At 57.4% G+C, this 15,550-nt stretch carries 17 protein-coding genes and 1 pseudogene; 12 read left to right on the forward strand and 6 right to left on the reverse strand.

Annotated elements, in window-relative coordinates:
• Positions 1 to 4: 4 nt before the first annotated feature.
• Positions 5 to 253 (reverse strand): hypothetical protein, encoded by a 249-nt coding sequence (locus tag GE543_RS15500; protein ID WP_153221810.1) that lies wholly within the window; start codon positions 251 to 253, stop codon positions 5 to 7.
• 9 nt (positions 254 to 262) lie between these two features.
• On the opposite strand from GE543_RS15500, the gene GE543_RS15505 reads away from it, so the two are divergent.
• From GE543_RS15505 to GE543_RS15525, 7 genes and pseudogenes are all read left to right on the forward strand, one after another.
• Complete coding sequence (locus tag GE543_RS15505; RefSeq protein ID WP_153221811.1) at positions 263 to 1,597, forward strand: S-type pyocin domain-containing protein; 1,335 nt, start codon at positions 263 to 265, stop codon at positions 1,595 to 1,597.
• An 8-nt stretch (positions 1,598 to 1,605) separates the two neighbouring features.
• Positions 1,606 to 1,866: a bacteriocin immunity protein gene (locus GE543_RS15510; protein ID WP_046270138.1), complete on the forward strand. Its 261-nt coding sequence runs from the start codon at positions 1,606 to 1,608 to the stop codon at positions 1,864 to 1,866.
• A 55-nt stretch (positions 1,867 to 1,921) separates the two neighbouring features.
• A complete protein-coding gene (locus GE543_RS15515) occupies positions 1,922 to 2,341 on the forward strand; it encodes a hypothetical protein (RefSeq protein WP_153221812.1) in 420 nt (139 codons plus the stop codon).
• Positions 2,341 to 2,598, forward strand: coding sequence for a bacteriocin immunity protein (locus GE543_RS15520; RefSeq protein WP_024652177.1), 258 nt, complete (start codon positions 2,341 to 2,343; stop codon positions 2,596 to 2,598). Before GE543_RS15515 ends, GE543_RS15520 begins: the two co-directional genes overlap by 1 nt.
• A 219-nt stretch (positions 2,599 to 2,817) precedes the next feature.
• Positions 2,818 to 2,991: pseudogene (locus GE543_RS27955) on the forward strand (hypothetical protein); the annotation flags it as partial.
• Between the two features lies 1 nt (position 2,992).
• Positions 2,993 to 3,163, forward strand: a complete 171-nt coding sequence (locus GE543_RS27960; protein WP_371927175.1) for a hypothetical protein — start codon at positions 2,993 to 2,995, stop codon at positions 3,161 to 3,163.
• The gene (locus GE543_RS15525) at positions 3,153 to 3,302 is read left to right on the forward strand and encodes a bacteriocin immunity protein (RefSeq protein WP_153221813.1); all 150 of its coding nucleotides are present in this window, start codon (positions 3,153 to 3,155) and stop codon (positions 3,300 to 3,302) included. The genes GE543_RS27960 and GE543_RS15525 overlap by 11 nt, the downstream gene beginning before the upstream one ends.
• A 57-nt stretch (positions 3,303 to 3,359) precedes the next feature.
• Here GE543_RS15525 and GE543_RS15530 read toward each other — a convergent pair whose 3' ends face one another.
• Positions 3,360 to 4,685, reverse strand: coding sequence for an OprD family porin (locus GE543_RS15530; protein WP_153221814.1), 1,326 nt, complete (start codon positions 4,683 to 4,685; stop codon positions 3,360 to 3,362).
• A gap of 472 nt (positions 4,686 to 5,157) precedes the next feature.
• A complete protein-coding gene (locus GE543_RS27140; RefSeq protein WP_003343801.1) occupies positions 5,158 to 5,379 on the reverse strand; it encodes a hypothetical protein in 222 nt (73 codons plus the stop codon).
• 218 nt (positions 5,380 to 5,597) lie between these two features.
• Between GE543_RS27140 and GE543_RS15540 the strand changes: the two genes are divergently transcribed.
• Both GE543_RS15540 and GE543_RS15545 read left to right on the forward strand, forming a co-directional pair.
• A complete protein-coding gene (locus GE543_RS15540; RefSeq protein WP_003413437.1) occupies positions 5,598 to 5,927 on the forward strand; it encodes a DUF2790 domain-containing protein in 330 nt (109 codons plus the stop codon).
• Between the two features lie 279 nt (positions 5,928 to 6,206).
• Positions 6,207 to 7,466 (forward strand): sodium:proton antiporter, encoded by a 1,260-nt coding sequence (locus tag GE543_RS15545; protein ID WP_153221815.1) that lies wholly within the window; start codon positions 6,207 to 6,209, stop codon positions 7,464 to 7,466.
• Here the strand turns inward: GE543_RS15545 and GE543_RS15550 are convergent, their stop codons facing one another.
• Positions 7,467 to 8,366, reverse strand: coding sequence for an AraC family transcriptional regulator (locus tag GE543_RS15550; protein WP_065088158.1), 900 nt, complete (start codon positions 8,364 to 8,366; stop codon positions 7,467 to 7,469).
• 282 nt (positions 8,367 to 8,648) lie between these two features.
• Between GE543_RS15550 and GE543_RS15555 the strand changes: the two genes are divergently transcribed.
• The 3 genes from GE543_RS15555 (at position 8,649) to GE543_RS15565 (ending at position 11,733) form a co-directional block, all read left to right on the forward strand.
• Complete coding sequence (locus GE543_RS15555; RefSeq protein WP_153221816.1) at positions 8,649 to 9,965, forward strand: sugar ABC transporter substrate-binding protein; 1,317 nt, start codon at positions 8,649 to 8,651, stop codon at positions 9,963 to 9,965.
• A gap of 39 nt (positions 9,966 to 10,004) precedes the next feature.
• Positions 10,005 to 10,778 (forward strand): L-iditol 2-dehydrogenase, encoded by a 774-nt coding sequence (locus GE543_RS15560; protein ID WP_103694738.1) that lies wholly within the window; start codon positions 10,005 to 10,007, stop codon positions 10,776 to 10,778.
• Between the two features lie 130 nt (positions 10,779 to 10,908).
• Entirely contained in the window at positions 10,909 to 11,733 is an 825-nt protein-coding gene (locus GE543_RS15565) for a DeoR/GlpR family DNA-binding transcription regulator (RefSeq protein ID WP_103363209.1), read from the forward strand.
• 99 nt (positions 11,734 to 11,832) lie between these two features.
• Here GE543_RS15565 and typA read toward each other — a convergent pair whose 3' ends face one another.
• Both typA and thiI read right to left on the reverse strand, forming a co-directional pair.
• The gene (typA, locus tag GE543_RS15570) at positions 11,833 to 13,653 is read right to left on the reverse strand and encodes a translational GTPase TypA (protein WP_003316380.1); all 1,821 of its coding nucleotides are present in this window, start codon (positions 13,651 to 13,653) and stop codon (positions 11,833 to 11,835) included.
• Positions 13,654 to 13,795: 142 nt separating this feature from the next.
• A complete protein-coding gene (gene thiI / locus GE543_RS15575; protein ID WP_003426934.1) occupies positions 13,796 to 15,250 on the reverse strand; it encodes a tRNA uracil 4-sulfurtransferase ThiI in 1,455 nt (484 codons plus the stop codon).
• Positions 15,251 to 15,550: the final 300 nt, after the last annotated feature.

Here is a 15,550-nt window from a genome sequence, read left to right on the forward strand (position 1 = left end):
GTTTTTAAGTAAAAATTGCGCTGATCCAGCTGATGTTACCGTCAACTGGCCCAGCGCAGTCGGCAATGTCTGTAGCCAAAGTCTTACTCCATTTCCAGAAACGCAGCACACTTGCTGGCGAATGACCCAGATAGACGCTGCAGCACTGAACGGTGATATTTAGAGCCTCAGCATTTACCTGCTGACGATTGAGTGCCTCAAGCAACAGTTGCTTGAGCAAGACAAGATCGTCAGTAAAGTCAAAAAAGAACAAGGAAGCTGCATGAGTGGTTATGTTCCAAGACCAGCTTTGCCCAATGCAAGTAAAAGCAACAGCGGTGTGGAGCCTGTCGATATTCATGCCCAGCGCTGGGCCGAATACAAAGTCCATCAAGCGAAGGAAGACGCCAAGCCCAACACCGTGGGCTGTGTGTTTGCAAAGAGCTGCGATCTTCCAGACGGCGTGATCGACCATGAGAAACCAGCAGGGTTTATTCCTGCTGAGAAGGTAGCCAACTACGGCGATCTATCAATTCTCGGCGGCCGTGAAACAGATGCGGACGGGAAGATCCACCTCAAAAAGATCAGTGGAAGCGCGTTGCCGACAGCGCTCGGAACACTTTTATTGCGCGGTGCAGCGACTACTGCGAGTCTTTCCTGCAGCGATCTCTGCACCACTGGAGCGGCTGTTGCTGCGGGTACAGGGACTGCTGCAACTGGCGCGGGGACTGGAGCAGGCGTAGTCACGGCAGGTGTTGCAGCCGGTGCCTTGGCCGGTGTGGTTGCACTGCTCTGGCCATCAAGCCTCGGTGATAGCAGTCTTTACACCGAAGAACAGCTTAAGTCGCTCAAGGAAGGCCGCACACGTGTTCGGTTGCATATCGAGCAACAAGCTGATGGCACTCTGAAAGGTTATGGTTACAACACTCAGAAGCGCCGCGATTGGGAAATGATTCCGGTCGTGCAGTTCAAGGCGCAAGGCTCGCAGCAGGTGGCCGATTTTGGTGACGGCGTTACGTTGATTTGGACGCCTGCCGCAACCCCCGCCGATACGTTGGGAATTCCAGCACTGGAAGTCGCACCGCAAGCCCCGCAAATCTGGATTTATCCGCCGACCGAGCAAGCGGATAACATGATCGTCAACCCGACTCATCCGCCTGACTACAAGGATTTTATCCTTGTTTTTCCGGCTGACTCGGGCATAAAACCGCTCTACATCGTGATGAACGTGCGCCTCGATCCGGGCACCGTGACAGGGCAGGGGCAGGACGTTTCGGGGATTTGGTTAGCCGGTGCAGGGGCTGGGCTTGGTGCAGCAATTCCAACTCGTATTGCTGACCAGCTCCGGGGGAAAAGCTTTGCCAGTTTCGACGCGTTCCGGGAGGCATTTTGGAAGGCCGTAGCGAGTGATTCCGAGCTAAACAGTCGATTTATTCAGAGAAATATAGATCGTATGCGAGATGGGTTTGCTCCAACCGTCCGCTATGCAGATGCCGTTGGCAAGAGAAAAGTGTTTGAGTTACATCACGTTGAATTAGTATCTGAAGGCGGCAAGGTGTACGACGTAGATAACCTGCGCGTCAATACGCCCAAAAATCACATTTATATTCACAGGTAGGTAAATCAATGAAAAAAACCATTTTTGATTATACGGAAGCTCAATTCGCTAATTTCATACAGGATATACTGGTAGCTAACAGCAGTGGTGCTTCTGATGAGGTGATGGCAGACCTTCTAGACCAGTTTTGCGAGATTGCTGATCATCCAGCTGGAACCGATCTGATTTACTATCCCGAAGACGGCGCGGATGATTCCGCCGAGGGCATTACCCAGACGGTTAAGGCTTGGCGTGCGGCCAATGGTTTGCCGGGGTTTAAAGACGCATGAGGCCCCTGAAAGGCATTAGGTAGGCACCACCACTCAGAAACGTCGCGATTGGGAAATGATTCCGGTCGTGCAGTTCAAGGCGCAAGGCTCGCAGCAAGTGGCCGATTTTGGTGGCGGCGTAACGTTGATTTGGTTAGCCGGTGCAGGGGCTGGGCTTGGTGCAGCAATTCCAACTCGTATTGCTGACCAGCTCCGGGGGAAAAGCTTTGCCAGTTTCGACGCGTTCAGGAAGGCGTTCTGGAAAGCTGTGGCGACAGATCCGGAGTTAAGCAGTCAGTTTAATCCGGATAATATTAAGAGGCTTTCGAAGGGATTATCACCAACGACCCGGATGAAAGATCAGCTCGGAAAACGGATATCTTTTGAGCTTCATCACCTAGACACAATTGCAGATGGCGGTGCTGTTTACGATGTGGATAATCTCCGTGTAAACACGCCTAAAAACCACGTAGATATTCATAGGGATGCACATTAATGGAGCTGAAAAACGCGCTTTCTGACTACACCGAATCTGAGTTCAGGCAGATAATTCAGACCATTAAAAACTGTGACGGTGACGAGGCGTTTCAGGACGATTTAATTGCTCACCTGAATCTCATTGCCTTAGAGGCTGGTGGGTCTGACTTGGTTTTTTACCCGGAGGAAGGAGCTGATAATTCAGCCGAAGGCATCACCCAAACGATTAAAGAATGGAGTGCAGCCAATGGCCTGCCCGGCTTCAAAGATGCCTGAGGTCATGCCTTGACCTGCCCGCAAGGCATTAGACGCCTCCTGGATCCTCGCTTGTGCATTGCACCTAGTGCGCGGATACCCGGCAAAACCGACTGGTCTATCACCCAAAGAAAAAAACCAGCGCCCGTAAGAGCCCCGGTTTTTTATCACGCTCAAATCGCTTGTAGTCGCCGTGGTGTCATTTCGCGGCCTGATCACCACAAGGCATGGCCACGGACCTTGAGCACAGCCAGCTCGATCCGGTTCCCGATTGCGACTCGTATTGACGATCAGTTGCGCGGCAAAAGCTTCAGCAGTTTTGGTGCGTTCAGGAAGGTATTTTGGATCTCGCTAGCTAATGACTCGGAGTTAAGTCAGCAATTCAGCTCACCTAACCTGTCCGGCATGGCATGGCATGGCAAAAAGGCTTGGCCCCCCGGCAGCACCGAAAAGCGAGCACGCAGGAAAGCGCATCGCATTCGAACTGCACCACGTAGAACTAATTAAAAACGGTGGTGCCGTGTACGATGCCGACAATCTTCGAGCTGTTACACCAAGACGTCATATTGTGAGTAATGGAATTTAAAAGCGCTCTTGCCGACTACACAGAGCACGAATTCAAAGCCCTGGTTGACACTATGGACGATGCTGGAACGGAAGAGGATTGCGGAGAGTTGGTGGAGCACTTCAACAAGGTTGTGCTTGCGGATCAAAGCCCCCAATAAAAAGAAAAGCGCCCCGAAGGACGCTTCTACGGATGCTGTCGAGAATGTGATATGCGGTCAAAGCACACTCAACGGATACTCCACAATCACCCTCACCTCATCCAGATCCGATTCAAACGCCGTAGCCCGGGTCGTTGCCTGGCGCACGCGCAGTGACAGGTCTTTCAGTGATCCGGTCTGCACGATGTATTTCGCTTCGATATCGCGCTCCCAGCGTTTTTGATCGGTCAGCGGGTTGCCTTGTGCGTCGCGGCGCACGTAGGTGTTGTTGGCGTTGGAGTAGTCGGCGTCCGTGCCTTTGCCGTAGCGGGTCATGAATGACAGGCCGGGCACGCCGAAGGTGGACATGTCGAGGTTGTAGGTGACCATCCACGAGCGCTCCTTGGGTGAGTTGAAGTCGCTGTACTGGATGGAGTTGGCCAGGTAGATGGAGTCGGACTGCCTGAGGTAGTCGAAGTCATCATCACCTTCGTTGCGCTGGTGCGAAAGCGACAGGGTGTGTGCGCCGTACTGCAGGGCGAGTTTTGCGCTCCAGATGTCGTTGTCGAATTCGCCGAGCAGCTTTTTGCCTTCGTCGGTTGCGTTGTAATAGTTCAGGCTGCCGGTCAGTGCGAGGTCATCGGAAAGTGGCAGCACATAAGACGCCGAGGCGTATTTCTGATCCCAGACATCTTTGAGTCGGCTGGTGTAGAGGCCAAGGCTCAGCGCGTCGGTGGCCTGGTAGTCGCCGCCGAAGTAGGCGACCCATGGTGCGTCGACCGCGCCGCCATAGAAGGTGGCGAAACCGTCGCGCAGGTTGCTGGAGACGGGCTGGCTCATGGAGTGCAGGCGACCGCCCTGCAGAGTCAGGCCGCTGATGCTGTTGTTGACCGCGGTAACGCCGCGGAAGCTCTCCGGCAGCAGGCGGGAGTCGCCGAAGGCAACCACCGGCGTGGACGGGAACACATCGCCCACGTTGACGACGGTGTCGAAAGCCCTGGCCTTCAGCGAGCCGCCGACTTTGCTGTACTCGTCCCGGGCGTTGCCTTGCTCATCGACCGGCAGTACATCGAACGCGCTGCGCCCACCGTTTCTGCCATCCCCCGTGTCGAGCTTGATGCCGATCATGGCAAATGCATCGACGCCGACGCCGAATGTGCCTTGAGTGAAACCTGACTGGAATCGCCCGATGATGCCCTGCGCCCATGCTTCGGAATAGCCATTGCCGGTCGGGCTGGACTCGCCGTTGCGGTGGTCGCGGTTCATGTAGAAGTTACGGTTGAGCACCGTCAGCGTGCTGCCTTCGATGAAGCCGTCTTTCTGTTCTTCGGCGAGTGCGGTAATCGGCGTTACACCTGCCAGTGTCGAGCACAGGGCAAGGGACAATGTTCTGAGTTGGGTCATATATGCTCCGATGGATCGGCAGATTGTTTTAAACGTGTCGACCTGGCTCTTTTTATAAGTACGAGAGCTGCCAGCGGGGCACCATCTTGAAGTGGCGAAGATAACGTCGAGGTGACGGCGGGATTACAAATATGAAAGGAAGTGAAGTACCGCCTGCGTTAGTTCAATACGGTGAAACAGGCATTGAACGGATACGTCTGTTTTTATTCTCGCCGAAGGCCGTAGGAGCAGGCCGGGCGACGTTTCGCTGGTTAGCGAAGATGGTGCATTTGCAGCGAGCATGCCGGCCTCTTCGCGAACAAGTTCGCTCCTACGCCCTTCGGGCAGATGCATGAAAAACGCTTATCGCCGACGTTTCTGCCAGGAATAAAAAAAGCGCCCCGAAGGACGCTTAAAGATTCGCCCCGACCAAAGGAGCAGGGAGCTGCTACAAAGGGCGAATGGGGGTGCAGCGGGTCGGGTAGCAAAGGCATCAGCCTTCGGACTTGGTCGACCGTTCAGCCTCGGCTTTCTCGTCGGCATTGACGTACCGCTCGGCTTTGCTGCTGTTCTGTTCCTTGAAACGCATCTCTTGCGCCAGGCGCATCTTGTCGGCAGCGGGGCTTGCGTACTCGTTACCGTCGTCGGCAAAGGCTGCAGTGGCGGACAAGGCAGCTACGGCGAAGACCATCGATTTGACCAGTTTCATCATCATTACCTTTCTCGGTTGAATGTCGGACCTGCGCAGCGCTCGGCGCTCGTCAGGGATGAAACAAGCTTACGGAGGGGGAGCTAACAGGAAGGTGAGCGAACAATGACAATACTGTTAGGAAGCTGACATCTTCGAGATGACCGATTTGTAATGTTTCAGCAACCTTCCGGTTAGTGCGCATTGGTTAGGGTTAAGCCACATTCAAACGGAGACAAAAGAAAATGCGCACAGCCAAATCGTTGTTACTTGCTCTGGTTATCCTTTCGCCCATCAGTGCTTTCGCCTACACCTCTGATGAAGTCAAAGCCACTACGGTGATCAAGGAACACCAGGCCAGCGTGCAGAAGTATGCCGCCCTCCATAACAAGCCGATGCCGGAGATCAAGGAGTACACCTACGGCATGAAGCTGGACATTGCCAAGCTGGTCCGCAAATCCCCGGATCTGCAAACCTGTAGCGTGATGCCAAAGCTGATGACGTACGAAGACTCCAAAGGCAAGCTGAATACGGTTCAGTACCAGGTCCTCAGCGGATGCAGAAACAGCCAATGATTATGACCCTGCCAGGAAGGCCACTCAGCGTTACATCCCCCGTCAGCCCGGACCGTCGTTCGGGCTGACTTTTTTGCGTCTGCAATCCCCTGCCTCTCCCGTCTCAAATCCAGCTTCGCTTGGTGATTCCGGCATTTTTTGCAACATCACCGCCTCTGCGTGGTCAACGCAAACCCCACTGTGGCGTGTCGAGATGTGTCTGGACGTAGATCCGTTCCATCAAACACAGGCTCGGTTACGGTGATCGAGACACTGCACTTACGGATTCTGGAATGACCGATGCTTGAACTCGCTGCTGGTTTTATCTGCCTCACTGCGCTGCTGACCTACGTGAACTACCGTTTCATCGGCCTGCCGCCCACCATTGGCGTGATGGTCACCGCGCTGATGTTTTCGTTGCTTCTGCAAGGGCTGAGCTTTCTGGGCTATCCCGGCCTGGAGGATCGCGTTCAGCAATTGATCGGCCAGATCGACTTCGGCGACCTGCTGATGAACTGGATGCTGTCCTTCCTGCTGTTCGCCGGGGCGCTGCACGTCAACCTGGGCGACTTGAGGAGCTACCGTTGGCCCATCGGCCTGTTGGCGACTTTCGGGGTGCTGATTGCAACCACCGTGATCGGCGCACTGGCCTACTGGATCTTTGCCCTGTTCGGCTGGCACGTCAGCCCGTTGTACTGCCTGCTGTTTGGTGCGCTGATCTCGCCCACTGACCCGATTGCGGTGCTCGGTGTGTTGCGTACGGCCAACGCCTCGAAACCGCTGAAGACTACGATCGTCGGCGAAAGCCTGTTCAACGACGGCACCGCGGTGGTGGTGTTCACCGTTCTGCTGGGCATCGCGCAGCTGGGCGAAACGCCGACAGTAGGCGAAACCGCTCTGCTGTTCGTCCACGAAGCGGTGGGCGGTGTGCTGTTCGGCGGCCTGATCGGTTACGCCGTGTACCTGATGATCAAGAGCATCGAGCAGTATCAGATCGAGGTCATGCTCACGCTGGCGCTGGTGATCGGCGGCTCGGCGATGGCGTCTGAACTGCATGTGTCCGGCCCTATCGCGATGGTCGTGGCCGGCCTGATCATCGGCAACCTGGGACGCAATCTGGCGATGAACGACATGACCCGTCGTTACATGGACGGTTTCTGGGAATTGCTGGATGACATGCTCAACGCGCTGCTGTTTGCGCTGATCGGCATGGAGCTGTTGCTGTTGCCGTTCTCGTGGCAGCACCTGATTGCGGCCAGCCTGCTGGCCGTGGCGATTCTGCTGTCGCGCTTCGTCACCGTCGCCCCGGCCATCCTGCTCCTGCGTCGCTGGCGCAAGGTGCCGCACGGCACGGTCCGCATCCTCACTTGGGGTGGTTTGCGCGGGGGCGTCTCGGTTGCGCTGGCGCTGGCCCTGCCGACCGGGCCGGAACGCGATCTGCTGCTGAGCATTACCTACATCGTGGTGTTGCTGTCGATCCTTCTGCAGGGCCTGACCATCGGCAAGCTGGTGAATGCCGTTACCCGCGCCCCGCAGGCGAAAGAGCCGGCAGAGCATTGATCAGACCGATGTGGCGGCGCGCCGGTATTCACTGGGCGTCTGCTGCATCTCCACGCGGAAGTGTCGGTTGAAGTTGGACAGGTTGGCATAGCCGACTTCAAAGCAGATGTCCGACACCGACATCTCGCTGTGCAGCAGCAACCGGCAAGCCCGCTGGACCCGCAGTTTGCGCATCAGGTCGATAAAACAATGGCCCGTGGTGCGCTTGAAGAAGCGTGAAAAACCCGGATCGCTCATGTCCAGTCGCTGCGCGATGACGGACAGGCGAATATCGCTGGTCAGTTCGGTCAGCAGATAGTCGAACGCCTTGTTGATCCGTTCGGAGCTGCGCGCATCCAGGGTCGGTGCATACCAGGTGCTGGCCAGCAGGCGAACCTCCTGCGCAGGCGCTTTCATCAACGTGTTGACCAGTTGCAGGAACAGAATCAGCCGCTCCAGACCCTGAGCCGGGCCGATCTCTTCAAGCAGGCGTGCAGCCTGCACCGCTGTCGCACCGGTGAACTCCAGGCCGCGTCGCGCCTGCTCGAACAGACGCTGCAAGTCGCCCATCTCCGGCAGCGTGCCGCGCAAGGCGAGCAACGCTGCACCGTCGAACTGCAGCACCACGTCCCGCCCGGGCAGATGCTCACCGGGGGCCAGATCGCCAATCCAGTCATGCGGCAGATCCGGACCGATCAGGGCCACATGCCCTGCTGCGAACTCACCGATGTAATCACCGGCCACCAGCTTGCCGCTGCCCTGGCGGATCAGATGAATTTCGAATTCCGGATGATGGTTCCAGCGTGCCAGTGCGTAGGGATAGTCATGCTCGTACCAGCGAAAGCAGTGGTCGGGCTGCGGGAGAATAACCTCAAGCTCGGCAGGGCGCTGCTCGAGCAAGGCGGCTCGGCTGTCAGGCACGGGATGCCCCTTTTTATCGTTATGAATGCGCTGTGGACGCTTGAACATACGCCCTCGGGCCTGGCCAAGGCTAGCTCGCGATCAAACTGGCACTGATACTTTTTTGCTTTCGGACCGCCGGAGCGTGCTCGGTTAAAAAAGTATCAGTCGATGATCCGCGCTGCGTTTGTTCAGCCCCTTGAGGGCTGCTGTAATCGAGCCGTCCACCAGGGTGACTCAACCGTGGCCAACAACAAAAACAATGACTCCCGCCAGACAAGGCGCGGGGTGGAGAGCACTACGATGAACATTCGGAAAACGCTTTTCCTGTCCGCAGGCGTGTCCGCCGCCCTTTTCAACCTGACTGTCCAGGCCGCCGAAACCGTGACAATCGCCACGGTGAACAACGGCGACATGATCCGCATGCAGCGCCTGTCGAAAACCTTTGAGCAGCAGCATCCCGACATCAAACTCAACTGGGTAGTGCTCGAAGAAAACGTCCTGCGCCAGCGCCTGACCACCGACATCGCCACGCAGGGCGGCCAGTTCGACGTGTTGACCATCGGCACCTACGAGACCCCGTTATGGGGCGCCAAACAGTGGCTGGAGCCGATTACCGATCTTGCGCCGGACTACGATCTGGAGGATATCTTTCCCTCGGTGCGCCAAGGCTTGTCAGTCAAGGACACGCTCTATGCCCTGCCCTTTTACGGCGAAAGCACCATTACTTATTACCGCACCGATTTGTTCAAGCAAGCAGGCTTGAGCATGCCCGAACACCCGACCTGGACGCAGCTGGGCGAATTCGCCGCGAAGCTGCATCAGCCCGCCAAGGGCGTGTACGGCATGTGCCTGCGCGGCAAGGCCGGTTGGGGCGAGAACATCGCCCTGCTCAGCACCATGGCCAACGCATTCGGCGCGCGCTGGTTCGATGAGCAATGGAAACCGCAATTGACCAGCCCGGAATGGAGCAAGGCTGCGAATTTCTACGTCAACACCCTGAAAAACTATGGCCCGCCGGGCGTATCGAGCAACGGTTTCAACGAAACCCTCGCGCTGTTCAACAGCGGCAAATGCGCATTGTGGGTGGATGCCAGCGTGGCCGGCTCGTTCACCACCGACAAGGCGCAGAGCAAGGTCGTCGACAGCGTCGGCTTTGCACCTGCGCCGGTTGAAGTGACTGACAAGGGCTCGTCATGGCTCTACGCCTGGTCGCTGGCGATACCGACTACCTCGAAGCACAAGGATGCGGCCAAGGCGTTCATCACCTGGGCGACGTCCAAGGCGTATATCCAGCTGGTCGCCGAGATAGACGGCATCAGCAACGTACCGCCTGGCACCCGCACCTCCACCTACAGCGAGGCTTACCTGAAAGCTGCACCGTTCGCCAAGGTCACGCTGCAGATGATGCAACACGCCGATCCGGCGCACCCGTCGGCCAAACCCGTGCCCTACGTTGGTATCCAGTACGTGACCATTCCCGAGTTTCAGGCCATTGGCACCTCGGTCGGCAAGTTGTTCTCTGCTGCGGTGACCGGGCAAACCACCACTGAACAGGCGCTCACAGCCGCGCAGGCGGTGACCGAGCGCGAGATGAAACGTGCCGGTTACCCGAAGTAGAGCGCCAGCCCTCAACTGTATTGAACGGACGATGAACCCATGAAACGACTTGAAGGTAAAAGCGCACTGATCACCGGATCGGCGCGAGGCATCGGGCGGGCGTTTGCGCAGGCTTACATTCACGAAGGTGCGCGCGTGGCGATTGCCGATATCGATCTGCAGCGCGCACAGGCCACAGCGACCGAACTGGGACCCAACGCTTATGCGGTGCGCATGGACGTCACGGATCAGTCATCCATCGATCAAGCCATCGCCGCAGTGGTCGCCCAGGCCGGCAAGCTGGATATCCTGATCAACAACGCCGCGCTGTTCGACCTGGCGCCGATCGTCGACATCACCCGCGACAGCTACGAGCGGCTGTTTTCGATCAATGTCGGCGGCACGCTGTTCACCTTGCAGGCTGCGGCGAAGCAAATGATTGCCCAGGGGCACGGCGGCAGGATCATCAACATGGCCAGCCAGGCCGGTCGCCGGGGCGAGGCGCTGGTGGCGGTGTATTGCGCGACCAAGGCTGCGGTGATCAGCCTGACCCAATCGGCCGGGCTGGACCTCATCAGGCACGGCATCAATGTCAACGCCATCGCGCCGGGTGTGGTCGATGGCGAACACTGGGACGGCGTCGATGCGTTGTTCGCCCGCCACGAAAACCGGCCGTTGGGCGAAAAGAAAAAGCTGGTAGGCGAGCAAGTGCCTTTCGGGCGCATGGGAACAGCGGACGATTTGACCGGCATGGCCATTTTCCTGGCTTCAGCGGACAGCGAGTACGTGGTCGCCCAGACCTATAACGTCGACGGTGGCAACTGGATGAGTTGACGTGCGACGGCGGTAAAGATGAGCCGAACCGCGCAAAAAAGCCTGCAACCGCTTCCATTGCCGAAGCGATTGGCTAAGATGCGCGGACCGTCTGCTGCCTGAGGCGGCTCATTGATGTACAGGAGTACGAATGTCCACTGAAGAGGAGATCGCCATTTCCGGCGGTACACCTATGATCCCTGATCAGCGCCGGGAGCTGATGCTGCGTCAGTTACGCAAGCATCAGGTGCTCAGCGTGCATCAGTTGATGGAGATGTTCGATTGCTCGCACATGACCATCCGCCGCGACATCGCCCAGCTGGAACAGGAGGGTCGCGCCTACTCGGTCACCGGCGGCGTGCGTATCGCCAGCCAGGTCCACAGCGAACCCAGCCACCAGTCCAAGGCGGTGGTAGAGTTGCCGCACAAGCAGGGCATGGCGCGGCTCGCAGCGGGGTTGTTGCACCCGGACATGACGATCTATCTGGACGCAGGCACCAGCACACTCGAAATCGTCCCGCACATCATCGCGCTGTCGGGCATGACCGTGGTCACCAATGATTTCGGCGTGGTCAACGCGCTGGCCGATGCTGCGCATGTGGATGTGATTCACACCGGCGGGCTGCTCGATCATCCGAACCGCTCCAGCGTCGGCGGCCTGGCAGCGGCAACCTTGCGCCAGCTGGCGACTGATGTGGCCTTCATGTCCACCAGCTCGTGGGACCTGCAACGCGGCACCACCACACCGTCGGCGCTGAAGGTCGAGGTCAAGCAGGCCGCCATGCAGTCCGCCTCGCAAACCGTGCTGATCGCCACCAGCTCCAAATACGGCACCTTCGGCATGTACAAGGTCGCCGGGCTCGAGCAGTTCGACACCATCATCACCGACGCGGCCCTGGCCGAAGCGGCTGCCGACGGGATTCGCAAGCAGCGTATCGAGTTGCTGCTGGCGCCAGTGGGCGGCCGTCCGAAGTAACTTAAACCAGGCGAGCTGTGCCATAGGCTACAAATAGCAGGCATAAAAAAACCCGGTCTCGCGACCGGGTTTTTTGTGTCTAGCCGACTAACTGATTACTCAGTTGCCCGACTTCTTGGCAGCACGAGTACGCTCGCTTTCGCCAAGGATTTTCTTACGCAGGCGGATCGACTTTGGAGTCACTTCGCAGAGTTCGTCTTCTTGTACGAATTCCAGCGCTTGTTCCAGAGTGAAACGGATAGGCGGAACCAGAGCGATGGTTTCGTCTTTACCGGAAGCACGCATGTTGTCGAGCTTCTTGCCTTTGGTTGGGTTTACACCCAGGTCGTTGTCGCGGCTGTTGATGCCCACGATCTGACCTTCGTACACGTCTTCGCCATGACCCAGGAACAGCTTGCCACGGGCTTGCAGTGTTTCCAGGGAGTAGGTCAGCGCCTTGCCGGTAGCAACCGAAACCAGAACGCCGTTCTGACGGCCGGACATGTCGCCAGACTTCATCACGTCGTAACGGTCGAAGATGCTGGTCAGGATGCCTGCGCCGGAAGTCAGGGTCAGGAACTCGTTACGGAAACCGATCAGGCCACGTGCCGGGATGTTGTACTCGAGGCGCACACGGCCCTTGCCATCCGGAACCATGTTGGTCAGGTCGCCTTTACGGTTACCCATTTGCTCCATGATCGCACCCTGCGCTTCTTCAGGCAGGTCAATGGTGACGTTTTCGTACGGTTCGTGCTTGACGCCGTCAACCATGCGGATGATCACTTCAGGACGACCAACACCCATTTCGAAGCCTTCGCGACGCATGGTTTCGATCAGTACCGAGAGGTGCAGCTCACCACGGCCGGAGACCTTGAACTTGTCGGCGGTGTCGCCTTCTTCAACGCGCAGGGCAACGTTGTAGAGCAGTTCCTTGTCCAGACGTTCCTTGATGTTACGGCTGGTGACGAACTTGCCTTCCTTACCGCAGAACGGCGAATCGTTAACCTGGAAGGTCATCGAAACGGTAGGTTCGTCAACGGTCAGCGGCTTCATCGCTTCGACGTTCAGTGGGTCGCACAGAGTGTCGGAGATGAACAGCTGGTCGAAGCCGCTGATGCAGACGATGTCGCCGGCAGCTGCTTCTTCAACGTCGATGCGGTGCAGACCGTGGTGACCCATCAGTTTCAGGATACGGCCGTTACGCTTCTTGCCGTTGACGTCGATGGCAACCACCGGAGTGTTCGGCTTGACGCGACCACGAGCGATACGGCCAACACCGATGACGCCCAGGAAGCTGTTGTAGTCCAGTGCGGAAATCTGCATCTGGAACGGACCGTCACGGTCAACCTTTGGCGCAGGGACGTGATCGACAATCGCCTGGTACAGCGGGGTCATGTCTTCAGCCATGTCGGTGTGTTCCAGACCGGCAATGCCGTTCAGGGCCGAGGCGTAGACGACTTTGAAGTCCAGCTGTTCTTCGGTGGCACCCAGGTTGTCGAACAGGTCGAAGATCTGGTCCAGAACCCAGTCCGGACGTGCGCCTGGACGGTCAACCTTGTTGATGACCACGATTGGACGCAGGCCGGCTTCGAAAGCCTTCTTGGTCACGAAACGGGTTTGCGGCATAGGGCCGTCCTGGGCATCGACCAGCAGCAGTACGGAGTCGACCATCGACATCACGCGCTCTACTTCACCACCGAAGTCGGCGTGGCCCGGGGTGTCCACGATGTTGATGTGGTAGCCATTCCAGTTGATCGCGGTGTTCTTCGCGAGAATGGTAATACCGCGCTCTTTTTCCTGGTCGTTGGAGTCCATCACGCGCTCATCGTTGAGCTCGCCGCGCTCCAGAGTGCCGGACTGACGCAGGAGTTTGTCTACCAGGGTGGTCTTACCATGGTCAACGTGAGCAATGATGGCGATGTTACGTAGATTTTCGATCACTTGTGTATCTCGATCAGAGGATTCGGTCTGCTGACTGGTTAAGGACAGCGATTACTATTTTGAGTCGGCAAAAGCCGTAACGGCATGACGACAGGTGTCGGGGGGCCGGTGACGCAAGCCACAGGCAAACAGCCCCGGGCACTTAGCTCGGTCGATATACGCGCACATTGGCATGTCCCTCACTGAGCAAATGGTGGGCATGCAGGCGACTCATGACGCCTTTGTCGCAATACAGCAGGTACTGGCGCGTGTCATCCAGTGCCTTGAAACGGCTGTTCAATGCGTAGAACGGCAACGTCTGTATCTCCACGCCAGGGACTTGCAGCGGCTGGTCTTCCTGGGCATCCGGGTGACGGATGTCGAGGATCACCTGACCGGCCAGCGCCTGGCTGACTTCTTCTATATCGACATTGCGGCTCAGATCGTCGATGACCCGATCGATCGAAACCAGCTTCGCGCGTTCGAGCGCCTGCTCGAGAATCGCCATGTCGAACTGTTTTTCTTCGTACTCAACGCGATTTCGCTTGGCGTTGGTCTTCGGGTTGACCGAAATCACCCCGCAATACTCTGGCATGTGCCGGGCAAAATCAGCGGTGCCGATTTCAGTCGCCAGGTCCACGATGTCCTGCTTATGGGTGGCAACCAGCGGCCGCAGGACCAGCTTGTCGGTCGCCGCGTCAATCAGCGACAGGTTGGGCAGCGTCTGGCTGGCAACCTGTGAAATCGCTTCGCCGGTGACCAGCACATCGATTTCAAGACGATCAGCCACGGCGGATGCAGCGCGTAACATCATACGCTTCAAAACTACACCCATATGACTGTTATCGACTTTCTGCAGAATTTCTCCGAGAACTTCCTCGAACGGTACGCTGACGAACAGCACGCGCTGTGAACTGCCGTACTTCTTCCAGATGAAGTGCGCGACTTCCATCACGCCCAGTTCATGGGCTCGTCCGCCCAGATTGAAGAAGCAGAAGTGCGCCATCAGGCCGCGGCGCATGATCTGGTAGGCCGCAACGGTCGAATCGAACCCGCCGGACATCAATACCAGGGTCTGCTCCAGCGCGCCCAGCGGATAACCGCCCATGCCCTGATGCTGGTCATGAACCACAAACAACCGTTGGTCGCGAATTTCCATGCGCACGACCAGATCGGGCTTTTTCAGCTCGATTCCGGCCGCGCCGCACTGCATGCGCAGCTTGCTGCCGACGTATTTCTCGACGTCCATGGAGCTGAAGTCGTGTCGACCGGCGCGTTTGCAACGCACTGAAAACATCTTGCCAGGCAACAGATCGGCGTAGTGCAGTTTGCACTTGGCAACCACGTCGTCCAGATCGCCCAGCGGGTACTCGGCGACCTGCAGAAAGTTGGCGATGCCCGGCATGCAGCTCAGCCGTTCCCTGATGCCCTGCAGCACTTTGGGGTCGGTCAGCCGGGTTTCGACCTCAAGGTTGTCCCATACGCCACCCACGACAATGTCCGCGTCCAGTTCACGGAGCACGGTACGAATGTTCTTGCCCAGTTGCCGGATGAACTTCTTGCGCACCGGCGGGCTTTTAATGGTGATTTCTGGGAAAACTTTAACGATTAGTTTCATGGAAACGGAGCGTGAGGTGCCGACCAAAAAAGGGGGGCGCGGATTATAGCGGAAATTGCTCAAGGTTTAACCAGTTATCGTACACGCAATCAACGACGCACCAAAAAGAGTCGGCGCACCAAATTGCAGCGCCATAAAGGTGCGTGTTTTTCCCGTGTGGTGCGTTTTCGCCCCCTGAAAACCTGCGTTTGAGGCAAAAAACCCAACACGGGGCACTGGCATGCAAATTGCTCCCTTGTGAGGCAGGTTGCCTTGGCAGAGTATCTGCGCCGGCATCACCCAAATTCAAGGGACCATAAC

This window comes from Pseudomonas sp. SZ57, from assembly GCF_009495975.1.
In the GTDB taxonomy this organism is placed as follows: domain Bacteria; phylum Pseudomonadota; class Gammaproteobacteria; order Pseudomonadales; family Pseudomonadaceae; genus Aquipseudomonas; species Aquipseudomonas syringae.

What these genes read in the sequence shown, in the direction of transcription:
- GE543_RS15505 (WP_153221811.1), top strand. Translation starts at nt 263, where the DNA reads ATGAGTGGTTATGTTCCAAGACCAGCTTTGCCCAATGCAAGTAAAAGC.
- GE543_RS15510 (WP_046270138.1), top strand. Translation starts at nt 1,606, where the DNA reads ATGAAAAAAACCATTTTTGATTATACGGAAGCTCAATTCGCTAATTTC.
- GE543_RS15515 (WP_153221812.1), top strand. Translation starts at nt 1,922, where the DNA reads ATGATTCCGGTCGTGCAGTTCAAGGCGCAAGGCTCGCAGCAAGTGGCC.
- GE543_RS15520 (WP_024652177.1), top strand. Translation starts at nt 2,341, where the DNA reads ATGGAGCTGAAAAACGCGCTTTCTGACTACACCGAATCTGAGTTCAGG.
- GE543_RS27960 (WP_371927175.1), top strand. Translation starts at nt 2,993, where the DNA reads ATGGCAAAAAGGCTTGGCCCCCCGGCAGCACCGAAAAGCGAGCACGCA.
- GE543_RS15525 (WP_153221813.1), top strand. Translation starts at nt 3,153, where the DNA reads ATGGAATTTAAAAGCGCTCTTGCCGACTACACAGAGCACGAATTCAAA.
- GE543_RS15530 (WP_153221814.1), bottom strand. Translation starts at nt 4,685, where the DNA reads ATGACCCAACTCAGAACATTGTCCCTTGCCCTGTGCTCGACACTGGCA.
- GE543_RS27140 (WP_003343801.1), bottom strand. Translation starts at nt 5,379, where the DNA reads ATGATGATGAAACTGGTCAAATCGATGGTCTTCGCCGTAGCTGCCTTG.
- GE543_RS15540 (WP_003413437.1), top strand. Translation starts at nt 5,598, where the DNA reads ATGCGCACAGCCAAATCGTTGTTACTTGCTCTGGTTATCCTTTCGCCC.
- GE543_RS15545 (WP_153221815.1), top strand. Translation starts at nt 6,207, where the DNA reads ATGCTTGAACTCGCTGCTGGTTTTATCTGCCTCACTGCGCTGCTGACC.
- GE543_RS15555 (WP_153221816.1), top strand. Translation starts at nt 8,649, where the DNA reads ATGAACATTCGGAAAACGCTTTTCCTGTCCGCAGGCGTGTCCGCCGCC.
- GE543_RS15560 (WP_103694738.1), top strand. Translation starts at nt 10,005, where the DNA reads ATGAAACGACTTGAAGGTAAAAGCGCACTGATCACCGGATCGGCGCGA.
- GE543_RS15565 (WP_103363209.1), top strand. Translation starts at nt 10,909, where the DNA reads ATGTCCACTGAAGAGGAGATCGCCATTTCCGGCGGTACACCTATGATC.
- thiI (WP_003426934.1), bottom strand. Translation starts at nt 15,250, where the DNA reads ATGAAACTAATCGTTAAAGTTTTCCCAGAAATCACCATTAAAAGCCCG.